14 protein-coding genes and 2 pseudogenes are annotated in these 11,661 nt (G+C 48.0%); 14 read left to right on the forward strand and 2 right to left on the reverse strand.

What is annotated here, in order from left to right; all coding sequences use genetic code 11:
- Both AC1DWB_RS28305 and AC1DWB_RS28310 read left to right on the forward strand, forming a co-directional pair.
- Positions 1-659 (forward strand): type 2 periplasmic-binding domain-containing protein (locus AC1DWB_RS28305; protein WP_477544449.1); only part of this gene is annotated, 659 nt, incomplete at its 5' end.
- A gap of 60 nt (positions 660-719) precedes the next feature.
- Positions 720-1,204, forward strand: a pseudogene (locus tag AC1DWB_RS28310) (TipAS antibiotic-recognition domain-containing protein); the annotation flags it as partial.
- 387 nt (positions 1,205-1,591) lie between these two features.
- On the opposite strand, the gene AC1DWB_RS28315 reads toward AC1DWB_RS28310, so the two are convergent.
- Positions 1,592-2,857 carry an FAD-dependent oxidoreductase gene (locus AC1DWB_RS28315; RefSeq protein WP_477544450.1) on the reverse strand — a complete coding sequence of 422 codons (1,266 nt, stop codon included), beginning with the start codon at positions 2,855-2,857 and terminating at the stop codon, positions 1,592-1,594.
- A 115-nt stretch (positions 2,858-2,972) separates the two neighbouring features.
- On the opposite strand from AC1DWB_RS28315, the gene AC1DWB_RS28320 reads away from it, so the two are divergent.
- The 4 genes from AC1DWB_RS28320 to AC1DWB_RS28335 all read left to right on the forward strand — a co-directional run bounded on the left by AC1DWB_RS28320 (position 2,973) and on the right by AC1DWB_RS28335 (position 5,341).
- Positions 2,973-3,428, forward strand: coding sequence for a MarR family winged helix-turn-helix transcriptional regulator (locus AC1DWB_RS28320; RefSeq protein ID WP_477544451.1), 456 nt, complete (start codon positions 2,973-2,975; stop codon positions 3,426-3,428).
- 701 nt (positions 3,429-4,129) lie between these two features.
- A complete protein-coding gene (locus AC1DWB_RS28325; protein ID WP_477544452.1) occupies positions 4,130-4,375 on the forward strand; it encodes a hypothetical protein in 246 nt (81 codons plus the stop codon).
- Positions 4,376-4,378: 3 nt separating this feature from the next.
- Positions 4,379-4,669 carry a group II intron maturase-specific domain-containing protein gene (locus AC1DWB_RS28330; RefSeq protein WP_477544453.1) on the forward strand — a complete coding sequence of 97 codons (291 nt, stop codon included), beginning with the start codon at positions 4,379-4,381 and terminating at the stop codon, positions 4,667-4,669.
- 180 nt (positions 4,670-4,849) lie between these two features.
- Positions 4,850-5,341, forward strand: coding sequence for a DUF3995 domain-containing protein (locus AC1DWB_RS28335; RefSeq protein WP_477544454.1), 492 nt, complete (start codon positions 4,850-4,852; stop codon positions 5,339-5,341).
- Between the two features lie 297 nt (positions 5,342-5,638).
- Here the strand turns inward: AC1DWB_RS28335 and AC1DWB_RS28340 are convergent.
- Positions 5,639-5,874, reverse strand: a pseudogene (locus AC1DWB_RS28340) (IS110 family transposase); the annotation flags it as partial.
- 177 nt (positions 5,875-6,051) lie between these two features.
- Between AC1DWB_RS28340 and AC1DWB_RS28345 the strand changes: the two are divergent.
- The 8 genes from AC1DWB_RS28345 to AC1DWB_RS28380 all read left to right on the forward strand — a co-directional run bounded on the left by AC1DWB_RS28345 (position 6,052) and on the right by AC1DWB_RS28380 (position 11,272).
- Positions 6,052-6,906, forward strand: a complete 855-nt coding sequence (locus AC1DWB_RS28345; RefSeq protein ID WP_477544455.1) for an alpha/beta fold hydrolase — start codon at positions 6,052-6,054, stop codon at positions 6,904-6,906.
- 544 nt (positions 6,907-7,450) lie between these two features.
- Positions 7,451-7,885, forward strand: a complete 435-nt coding sequence (locus AC1DWB_RS28350) for a YciI family protein (protein ID WP_477544456.1) — start codon at positions 7,451-7,453, stop codon at positions 7,883-7,885.
- Positions 7,886-8,011: 126 nt separating this feature from the next.
- Entirely contained in the window at positions 8,012-8,407 is a 396-nt protein-coding gene (locus AC1DWB_RS28355) for a VOC family protein (protein ID WP_477544457.1), read from the forward strand.
- 94 nt (positions 8,408-8,501) lie between these two features.
- Complete coding sequence (locus AC1DWB_RS28360; RefSeq protein WP_477544458.1) at positions 8,502-8,951, forward strand: DUF1905 domain-containing protein; 450 nt, start codon at positions 8,502-8,504, stop codon at positions 8,949-8,951.
- A 92-nt stretch (positions 8,952-9,043) separates the two neighbouring features.
- Positions 9,044-9,439 (forward strand): VOC family protein, encoded by a 396-nt coding sequence (locus AC1DWB_RS28365; RefSeq protein ID WP_477544459.1) that lies wholly within the window; start codon positions 9,044-9,046, stop codon positions 9,437-9,439.
- A 389-nt stretch (positions 9,440-9,828) separates the two neighbouring features.
- Positions 9,829-10,371 (forward strand): AAA family ATPase, encoded by a 543-nt coding sequence (locus AC1DWB_RS28370; protein WP_477544460.1) that lies wholly within the window; start codon positions 9,829-9,831, stop codon positions 10,369-10,371.
- Positions 10,372-10,535: 164 nt separating this feature from the next.
- Complete coding sequence (locus AC1DWB_RS28375; protein WP_477544461.1) at positions 10,536-10,697, forward strand: hypothetical protein; 162 nt, start codon at positions 10,536-10,538, stop codon at positions 10,695-10,697.
- A gap of 17 nt (positions 10,698-10,714) precedes the next feature.
- On the forward strand, positions 10,715-11,272 hold the full coding sequence (locus tag AC1DWB_RS28380) for a GNAT family N-acetyltransferase (RefSeq protein ID WP_477544462.1): 558 nt from the start codon (positions 10,715-10,717) through the stop codon (positions 11,270-11,272).
- The last annotated feature ends 389 nt before the right edge of the window (positions 11,273-11,661 follow it).

The raw sequence follows: 11,661 nt of genomic DNA on the forward strand, positions 1-11,661 counted from the left end.
ACCAGCTCTCAGCGCCCCATCTCGATCCGAAAACGAATAAGGCGATGTTCCTGGAAAACAACTTTGTTCGCGCATTCGAAAACATGGCACGGTTTTACAAGATCCCCGGAAACGAGCTGCCTGGAAATAGTTTTTTCTTGTCTACCCAGCAAGACCCGTTCTACAAGGCAAAGAATGTGGCGATGCTGCTTTCCTTAAGCGTCGTGGGGCCAAACTTCGGGGATATGAACTGGGATATGGTTCCATTTCCCCTCTTCAAGGACAAACCCGGTATCGGCCCGCAATCTTATCCCAACTACTTCTACATTACGAATACTAGCAAGCATCGGGATGCGGCGTTCCAGGTACTAAGCTATGTGACATCTGATGAATTTCAGGAATGGCAAGGAAAGACAGGAACCCCGTCTATATTAAAGGATCAATCCAAGATCAGTTCCAATTTCGGGAGCGAAGAAAAATTATATAAAGGAAAAAATATGAAGTCGATGCTTCCCGCCAAATTTGCGGACCCGACGATGAAGACGTTATATCAATCGATGGCGGATCAAGAATTATTAGTCGCCCTCGGAGCTTATGCGGCCGGTCAGGATGTGAATACTGTTTTACGCGAAGCGGCTCAACGTACCGACAGAGCGATTGCGGCGAAGCAAGGGAAGTAAAATCGAATCCACATGCAGGAGGGGCTAAGATGGAATCGGAATATAAGGATGGTTTGCTGACAAACTTTATTATTGAGAAAACAAAGACTGGAAAACATCATGACTGCTCTCGATGAATACGTTTCGGGGAATGATATTAGTAATTTGCACATTTTAACCGTTCTTCCGTTTTGCCATTGAAAGAACAGTATGCCAATGAGGCAAGATTCATTTATGGCGAAACAGAGGCGTACAAAGTGTATAATGAAACGATGGAAAATTTATCAGTATATGAAAAAGAGAAACGTTTTTCCGATATTGAAGAAATATATAAACAAATTGCGTCTTGTATCCATCAGGATCCTTCCTCCGATGAAGTGCAGCGATTAATCGAAGAGTGGAAAGAAAATCTAATGCAATTCATGACATGCGATGCAGAGTTACTGGCTTGCATTGCCCATACCTACAAATTCGATGCACGATTCAAAAGCTACTTTAATCAATATGGCAATGAGGATTTAACAGATTTTCTTTACAGCGCAATTATGCAAAATATCAATCGGTAATCATCTCAATGAATGGTAAATGCTCAACAATCACTCCCCAAGGTAGCTTGGACCATGACGATCGTCTATGTGGCCTACAAATGCATGACTCCGATAGTTATTGTAAGTTTGTAGGTCAGTGGGGGCGTGCTACACTGAAAGAAATGAGCMCACTTGTTATAAAAATTAATGATTAAGCTAACGGGCACGATAGTTAAACATAAAGGGTTCCACATATTATACATGACTAATATGTGGAACCCTTTATTATATCTGATTTCCTAAATTTAGGTCTTGATAAACTGGGTAAATAAAGTTGTAGACTGGCGCGGCGGCAGCCGGTTCGAGCAACTGCGGCTCTCGCTTCGGTGCTTCGGATGGAGACCGACTTTGCGCATCTAGTATAAGTCATTCGATTGTTAGCGATTTATTTGTAATTGAACGCATCCATGGTATCGCGCGTAACATGACCCAATTCATTAGCGGATTCTTGATTGAGAATCGTTTCATCATCGTTTTTGATGCTTCAACCTCACGAAAGGCATACTTGCTCATACCCTCTTGATAGGAAAGGATCGCCCACTCAAGCGTTTTGCCTTGCATCGCCATGGCTTCCAGCTTATCCGCGAGAAGTGCCGCATCACGCAATGCTGTGTTACCTCCATGTGCTCCGGTAGGGGGCATGACGTGGACCGCATCTCCCATAAATACAACTCGGGAGACTGGCCACATATCCGGTTTTTTGGCCACTCTAAATCTTACCGGCATGGTATAGTCGACATCAGCCAGCTCTACAAACCGTTGGACAACCGGATGAAAGTCGCGTACGGCCTCTTGTGCAAGGCGTTGCAGCGCCTCGGCGCCAAGTTTCTCTTGATGTTCCGGAAACTGCTCTTTCGGCAGCAGAATTCCCCACATCACGTAATCATCATTTATTGGCGGTGCTTGGTTCACTCCAAGACGTGCAAAAGCTGTTTGCGGTGCCTCACCGAAGCGCATTGCGGTAAAGAAAAATCCGCGGCCGGATGGACCCATTGCGAATACTCCGCTGGTTTCCAGAGGACGAGGAACGAGCGATCGTCCTTTATGAAAGTGGAGCGAGCGGCCATAAATCCCCCAGCTGCTGGTATCATCCGGCTCACAGTCGGGCAAAAGCTGCTTGCGAAGGGCCGAGTTAACACCATCCGCACCAACTACGAGTGAAGCACGGATACAACTTCCATCCGAGAAGTAAAGTGTTGCTCCATCTGATGTTGTCTCAGCACGCAGCGCCTCCTTGCCGTAATGCACCCTATCTTGAAGCCCCTCGAGCATAATGGCGCGGAGTGTTTGGCGATCCACCTGCCGTGGCGTTCGCAAGTCAGCACCGCTCGGATCGCCTTTAAAAGTGAGTCTGAATATCTCGCCAAGCTCTTGGTTAGTTACGCGAAAGTAGCTCGCTTTGTCCGTAGGGGAAGCAGTGGCAAGAAACAGCTTAAATAAATGAGGCGGCAGGCATCGCTGAAGAGCTGCGATACCGTGCTCGTCAACACTGATTCGATATCCTTGGCGACGGATATGCGGCGCAGGATCGCGTTCATAAATTTGCACATCGAACCCGGCGCGAAGCAACGAATGTGCCAGGCACAAGCCACTTAACCCGGCACCGGCTATGGCCACTGAAATTTCGAACATATTACAGCCATCCCCTTTTAAGTTTGATTGTCAATCGATTAATTGGTAAAATGAGACTTGACCTTAATTATTTTATCTCATGAGATAAGATAATATTAAACGGAGGATGACCTGAATGTCAAGAAATCAAATCATAGACACCCTTGCGGAAGAATTACGAAATAACAGTACGGTGACGATCATGTTTCACCAAGCGATCAGTACAAAACTGGGATTAAATGCGACGGATCACAAATGTTTAGATGTCATATTGAACAATCAACCCATTACTGCCGGTCGTCTTTCCGATTTAACCGGGTTAACAACGGGTGCGATCACGGGTGTATTAGACAGGCTGGAGAAAGTGGGATATGTTTTCCGAGTCAAAGATCCGAAAGACAAAAGGTCGGTATTGATTTCAGTCGATCGGGAAAAGGCGGAAAAGGATATTTTGCCTCTCTTCCATTCATTCGGTCAACAACTGAATCAAATGTTATCGAGCTATAATGATAAGGAACTTCAAAAGGTACTCGATTTTATAAGACAATGTAATTGCTTGTTAAAGGATTTTACAGAAAAAATTATTAAATGATCTCCAGAAAAAAGACCCTCCGCCTTCTTGGTCTCAGATTCGGCCCGACCTCACGACCAGTTTTCGCCGGTGCCGCGCTCCCTGCCCTCCAACGGCTCCGCTTTTCTGGTATTCCGGACTCGGTCGGGCCGAACAGCCGGCTTTCACCATCGCCGCGCTGGCAACGGCGGCCGGCTCAAGTAGCTCGGGTACTTTAGGATGAAGTCCGAGCTTTAGCAGTCTAATACTTTATTTTCACAGTCTATTAAACTAAAGGGCAGTGCGCGCCTAGCCAAGCTAGGCACAACTTACTGATGCAAGTTCAGTCGGGGTAGGGACCAAGCCGCCCCGTAGCTAGCAGGCAGACGTTGGCGAAATCCGACGGCTGAAGCCCTGCGAAAAGTCGCGCTCTACGAGATGAAGCAAATCTGCAGGCCGTAATGAAAATGAATCCTACCGCATCGTGAAAGTGAACCCGAAAGGGACAAGAGGGAGCCGAGCCACGACTGCCCCGGTGAAGGCCATGGAACGCGCGAAGACCTTGGAATGCAGCGCAGAAGAACCCTCCGGTGTAAAGGGATCGGCATGTAGAGACAGTTGTGTCTGGAACTAGGGAGACCCTCCCCCGCACGATGTTTTTTTTTCGTAACGAGCAAACCTATAAGCCCTAAAAGGTGAAATGGTGAGCTGCGGGAAGGGAGTCGGAGGGGGCCATATTACCAATGATCCGGCGTTTTGGGAAACTGGAATTGACCATGAACACGTCCAAATCAAAGCTAGTGTGTCTTCGGAAGAACCAGGACGGGTTCGACTTCCTTGGCTTTCATCATAGGAAGATGTCTTACCTCCATAAAAACGGGACAAAGTATCGACTGCGAAGCTTTCCATCGAAGAAGGCAATGAAGAAGATGCGCACTCGTGTGAAGGAAGAAACGGCTTCTAGAGGGCGGCTGCAATGGCCGCTCTAATTGATGGTCGAGTTGCTCAATCCCATGATCCAAGGATGGCGCAATTACTACGCGCATCTGGATGTGGATCGAGGAATGGCAAACCGTTTCCTTGCCAAGGTCGACTGGTACGTTCTTAGGAGACTGAGACTTTTCTGGAATAACAAACACAGAAAACGTAAGCTGGATTGGGTTAGCATGCGCGTTCTGCTTCAACGTACAGGTCTGAAATCGGTTTGCACATGGGAAGTCCGTACTGCCCTAGTTGAAGAACGTCGGAAAGCCGTATGCGGGAAAACCGCACGTACGGTTTGATGAGGAGGGGCTGGTATCTCCAGCCCTTTACTCTACATAGTGTAAAAGGACTCATCTCATGAATATCCAGTATGTGATAAAATAGGTAAGAAAACAGCTGATATAACAAAAAGTAAATATGGTTGTGGGATCTTCTCCAGAAACTCGATTTGCAAGAATATAAGCGAGGTGAGAATTGATATGGAAGACAGCCGTAATCGGACGGAACATGCCACCAAACCGATACCGTCCCGAACCATGAAACGAACGGCCAATGCCGCATACTGGTGGGGGCTGTTATTCGCGGCGATTCATGTTTATTGGCTTGCGGGGGGCAAGCTCGGATTGCCGGTCGGCGGTACCATTTATGAGAATCTGCCGCTGCTAATCATCGATATCCTCGCGATCCCGATGTGCCTGATCGCCTCCGCCACCGCATTATCTTTTGCCCGTCCTTGGGGAGACCTTTTCCCCCGTTGGATTCGACTGGCGCTTGCCTGGTTCGGATTCCTCGTCTCATTCTTACACGCCGTTCAAGGGTATGGAGAGCTGATATTCATTAAGGCCGGATGGATTCCTAACGCATATAGCGATGATATGTTCAACGCGCTTCTTGTTTACGAAGGCATCTTTCTAGCCGGCGGAATTTTGTTCGGTATGCTGCTTTGGAAGTATTACTGGTCCCGAGCTTGAGGCAGTTAAAACGTTGTTGAGGCAACACTAAAGAACTTATCTGATAATGATTTAAGCATTCTACATGCAGCACGTGTTTTTTATTTCTCTAACAAACTTGAAAAGCCAGGTTTTTATTATTGCAAGATTCACATTTGGTGAAGGGGACAGTAAAAAAGATTTTGAAGTTGAAACAAACAAGGCAAGTTTTGAGGTTACACCGCTGAACTAACGGGTACGATAGTTCAATAGCGCTAATATAAAAACAGGTCACTTGATGGAAATATTTACCATAAAGTGACCTGTTTTTACACGTTTGTCGGCTGTACCCCTCTTACGGCCGGGGACGGCTTTCATGTGCTGAGCGTTCACGACAAGGAATTCGATCCTCGGCCTCAAGCAGATTGATAATCGGTTTCCAAAAAACGCCTGTGCTTTCCATGGCCACATGGGTGCAGCGGCGCTCTTTGATCCAGTCGATCAGTTCAATTAGGAAGACCGTGTGGGCGAAATGGTTTAATCTCCTTTCCTTCAGGTGTAACGATACAGGCAGTCCTTAGCGATTTTCACTCCCATGTCTCAACGGTATTCTCCTCATTGACATTTATTATCTTCATATTTAAGATAATAATAAAGATATTATAATTCTAATCAATGAATTGTACAAGAAAGGATATCAGAACATGAAACCGAAAAGCAGTGTTAATAATCAATCGACAACAGTCGCGCGGATGCACTATACAAACAGCACCGTAACCTCTAAAGACGGCACAACCATAAGCTACCGTCAACTCGGGCATGGCCCGGGTTTGGTGCTGTTGCATGGCACCATGGAATCAGCCCAAAGCCATATGCAACTCGCCGAGGCACTGGCTGATACTTTCACCGTTTACTTGCCCGATCGACGTGGTCGTGGACTAAGCGGCCCGTACTGCGAAGACTACAGCATAAAGAAAGATGTTGAAGATCTGGACGCCCTCCTTACCGGAACGGGCGCCTATTTTGTCTTCGGAGTCAGTGTAGGCGCCATTGTCTGCCTCCAAGCGGCACTCTCCCTACCAGCCATTCGCAAAGCCGCCATCTTTGAGCCGCCGTTCATAATCAACGGATCAGTGTCGACTGACTTCTTGACGCGCTATGATGAGGAGATCGCCCAAGGCGACGTGGCCTCAGCACTTGTTACAGGCATGTTGGGATCGCAGATGGGGCCGCCTATATTCAACTCTATGCCCCGATGGCTATTAAAACTACTTACGAAGATGATGATGGCTAGCGAGGATAAGAAGGCCAAGGGTGACTACGTAACGATGAGGATGCTGGCTCCGACGATGCACTATGACCTTCAGTTGGCCGTCGAGTCGGAAGGGCTGCTGGAGAGCTTCAAGGCTATAAGTGCAGATATGCTCTTGCTCGGCAGCAGCAAAAGTCCGGCTTACTTCAAAGTGGCTCTTAACGCCCTGGAGAAGGTGTTACCGCATGCCAAACGTATTGAGTTCCCCGGTCTCAATCATGGAGCCTCGGGTAATACCAATAGAGGCGGCCAACCGGCACGAGTGGCGCAAGAACTGCACGTTTTTTTTATCTAACCGCAAACATAATCTTTTTCAATTGATGGATCGTCATCCCTCGTGATGCGTGCCATGTCGACATGGTTTGCCCGGAAAGAGGATATTTGGAGTCGGCCAAACAAGAGTCCTACAGTTGCAAAATATCTCAAAAAAATATTACATGATGTGTCGATTTTGTCGCACTCCGTTCGTCGTTATTCTCACCTTCTATAAGGTCCGAAAGTCGCATGCCCCCATTAGAGACTCTTAGGGTAATGGCGTTGCCTATTGTACTGTGGTCCGATTATTGCAGCAACCTTTAACCAAACGTCTTGGAATAATCGAGTAATGAGCCGGATGGAAGGGCAGGCAACTCCTAATATTCGCGACTATACTTTTTTACATAGGTGGGTCTTATTTACAAAAACACATCGACTAACTGATAATGGAAAGTATCAAGAAAAATTTTTGATCCGTTATGTCGATTATGCCGGTTTTCATTCGTCGTTTATACAGAGGCAAAATTAACCTGATAAGGAACTGGAGAACTTGTCTTTAATACGTATTAGGAGGAGAAAAACAAATGCGATTCATGATGATCGTCAAAGCAACCAAGGATTCAGAGGCGGGTGTGAAACCTAGCGAGGAACTGTTCGCAGCAATGATGCGGTACAACGAGGAGTTGGCCATGGCCGGAGTGCTGCTCGCTGCAGACGGACTTCAATCAAGTTCGAGCGGCATCCGGATTTCTTATCCTGAACCAGGCGGCAATCCGAAGATAATCGATGGCCCCTTCACAGAGGCTAAAGAGCTAATCGCCGGCTATACGCTTATCGAAGTCAAGTCAAGGGAAGAAGCGATCGAATGGGCAATGCGTATGCCGGATCCGCACGGTTTCGGAGAAGGCGAAATCGAACTCAGGCAGGTGTTCGAGACGCCTGAATTGACGCAGGATCCGAAAATGCTGGCAATGGAAGCGGACCTGCGCAACCAGATTAACATGCTGAACAAAAGATAAATTTTTTTTGGATTTGTCGATTTTGTCGTTTACCGTTCGTTGTGTTAGTAGAGCCCGAGATAAACAGGTATCATTCGGTTTACCGGGCTAACCCAAAATCAATTCACAAATGAAAGGTTGATGAACATGAAAGCGCAGTTGACCCCTTACGTAATATCTGACGATGCACGAACTCAAGCCGAAGCGTATAGGAAAGCGCTCGACGGGAAAGTCCAATCCGTGATGACTTATGGACAGACTCCGGGCACTCCAGAAGCGATCAAGGATAAAGTCATGCACTTGGCAATGACCGTAGCTGGCGAGAATATGCTGTTCCTGTCCGATTCTTTTGGTGCGGCTGACGGCAGCCGCGGCATCGCACTGGCGCTGTCATTTGAAATCGAATCCGAAGCTCGAGAAGCATTTGGAAATCTCAGCGAGGAGGGTACGGTCAAGTATCCGTTCGAACTTCAGCCTTGGGGAGCCTACTACGGCGAAGTTGTAGACAAATTCGGCATCACATGGCAGATCGTCAAACAATAAATCCAATGCCGATAAACCCAAAGGGTTCAAATGTATGAGAAGAATGAAGTTAGATCGGTGGAATTCATTTGGCAGAATGGAGGTGGGTACTTATATGAGATTCCGCGCTATCATTTTACTTAGTGGCAAATCAGCAACAGGCATCCGGGTTCCAGAAGAAGTCGTTGCAAACCTCGGGAAGAGCAAGCGACCATCGGTGCGTGTCACTATTGGGGACTACACATACCGAACTACTGTGGCGCCTATGGGTGGGAATTACATGATACCGCTTAATGCCGATCACCGAGTAGGCGCTGGTATTAACGCCGGAGATGAGGTGGATGTTGACATCGAACTCGATACAGATCCACGAGAGGTCGCCGTACCACTGGACTTCTCTAGCGAGCTTGACCGCAATGAGGAAGCAAGGCGTTTCTTTGAGGGGTTGTCCTTAACCAATAAGAAAAGGTTTGTGAATTCGATCGAGGAGGCCAAAACAACTGAAACCCGCCAACGGCGGCTTGTTAAAGCGATGAACTTGTTGATTGCGGGCAGAATACAGTAACCTCAGGATTGCTTCAGAGTCAAAAAAATAAAGGTGATCCAATAGAATGCAAAAGCCTTATACCAAACCCAAAATGAGAGGATGTATTTAAAATGTCAAAAATCACCCCTTATATTCACTCAGAAGATGCAAGAGCGCAAGCTGGATTCTACATCCAAGCTCTCGGTGGTGAAATCACGTCCGTCACTACGTTCGGATCGATCCCAGGCACGCCGGAAGAGAACAAAGAGAAAGTTATGCATATGCAGGTTATTGCCGGCGGGAATGAACTTTTCTTCTCCGATTCCGTGTTCGGGCCGGTTCAGCAGGGACGTAGCATTTCACTGAGCGTTGCTTACGAGAAGGATGCCGACGCTCGCGAAGCCTTTAAAAAACTGTCGGAAGGCGGCCAAGTGAAATTCCCATTCGATCTGCAAGTTTGGGGTGGCTACTATGGAGAAGTCCAAGATAAATACGGCTTCAATTGGATGATTGTGATACCCGCCTGAGTTTGTTAAGGATCGAGTATGAGAAACGGAACCGGCGAAACAGCAAGTGTTAGACGAGGCATTTCGTGTACTGAAGTCCGGTTGGCGGCGACCTTGATTGTCACCACGGCCGGGCAAAAGTCGTCAACCTCAACAAGTCAGAGGGATTTGCCATCATCGAGGTAGAGGCGTAAAAGTCGATGCCCATAAACTGCCTGCATGAAACGGCGGCCCCATTGCACTAACGGGCACGATAGCGGAGGAGCTTGCCAAGCGGCGGTTCCTTCTTTATTTGTTGAAGTAACGGGCAGAGGAGAAGGAATGAATTAATTTTATTTAAACTCGCCCTTAAATCATTTGTTTTATTATGTTTATAATATTTTGTAAAAAAAGAAAGAAGTGATGACTCTATGCAAACAAAAGGTCCGAGCATTATTTTAATTACCGGAATAATGGCGAGTGGGAAATCAACGGTAGCACAGTTGCTTTCCGAACGGTTCGGAAAATCGGTTCATTTGCGGGGAGATATTTTCCGGAGAATGATTATTAATAACCGCAAAGAGGTCCGACCAGATGCCGGAAGTGATGAACTGGACCAATTACGGCTACGATATCGGTTGGCCGCACAGTCCGCGGAAGTCTATTTTCAAGCAGGATATACAGTTGTAGTTCAAGACGTCGTGATTGGACCAATGTTGAATGATTTCATTTCCTATATCCAAAGCCGCCCTTTCTATGTGGTGGTTCTTTGTCCAAACTCGGAAGTTGTCACTTTAAGGGAATCTGCCCGTTTTAAAAAAGGATATGGTGCTTGGACTGTTGAAGGATTGGATAAGGTGTTGCGAAATGAAACACCTCGAATTGGAATGTGGTTAGACTCATCTGAATTGACCCCTGAAGAAACTGTTAATGAAATTTTAGCAAGATTGCACGATGAGGCACTTCTAACATAAGAGATTGAACTAACGGGCACGTTAGTTGAACAACCAAGGAGCAGTTTGCCGCGACAGCTGCTTCTTTTGTTTATTGAACTAAAGGGCAGCATTGTTTAATAAAACTCACTTGTGATTTGTGGTAAAATGTGGTCGATATCTTTTTATTGTAGGGGTTGGTGAGCGTGGACTCCGTTGTAGTAAAATTAACTGTTGATGAGGAATCACCTGAGTTTCCAAACAAAGATAACGTAGGACAGGTTGAAATTTTAAGTAATAATCGAGTTATGATCAGTTTAAGTAGAAACGGATTAATTGGTTTTGCATGGACAAACAGAATTAAATAGAGAAGGGAGATTACACCATGTCGGATGAGATCACAGTGCACCCCGTCGCCTGGCCACCTGCCCCGATCAAGACCGAGCGGCTCGTGCTCCGCCAGTCCGAGGCCCGGGACCGTGCGGCACTGATCGACCTGTTCGCCTCACCAGAGGTGGGCACCTACGTCGGCGGCTCCCGACCGCGTGACGAGCTCGAGCGCGCGCTGCCCGAGGTGCCCGGGCAGCGCTTCGGCTTCTTCGTGGTCGAGCTCAACGGAACAACGATCGGCATGATCACGCTCGATCGGCGCGACCCGGAGCGTAAGGGTCACATCCGTCCAGAGGGCGGGGAGCCCGGGCTCGGCTACATGTTCCTGCCGCAGGCGTGGGGACGCGGGTACGCCACCGAGGCGTGCGCAGCGGCGCTCGACTGGTTCGCCGACGCGCATCCCGGCGAGCCGGTGGTGCTCTCTACCCAGACCGCCAACGAGGCCTCGATGCGCGTCGCGGCGAAGCTGGGGTTCACCGAGGTGGAGCGGTTCGAGGACTACGGCGCCGAGCAGTGGCTCGGCGTGTGGTACCCGGGCACGCCGTCCGATTGAGCTCATGCCCGACAGCGCGACGGCTCGCCGAGGCCACCGATCGGCCGTCGGCCTAGGCGAGCCGCTTGTGCCAGTACTTCGCTGTCACCGGCCGCATGTGATAAATCACTGCGCTAACGGGTACGTTAGTTGAACAACCAAGGAGCAGTTTGCCGCGGCAGCTGCTTCTTCTGTTTATTGAACTAACGGGCAGGTTCGACAAGTTCTGCAATAAGCGCTACTGCGCGAAATGCAGGAGATTTAATAACAAATCTTAACTTTACAATCGAGGATGGGAATGACGGAACCATGTATCCGAAAACCATCCCACCAACACTCCTGCGTGCGTCATGGCTGACAGGCCATGGGGTACGAAGTTCAGGTAGATTCGGCAGAACGAAGGCTAGAGC

It is taken from the genome of Paenibacillus sp. P4_E11 (genome assembly GCF_056401635.1).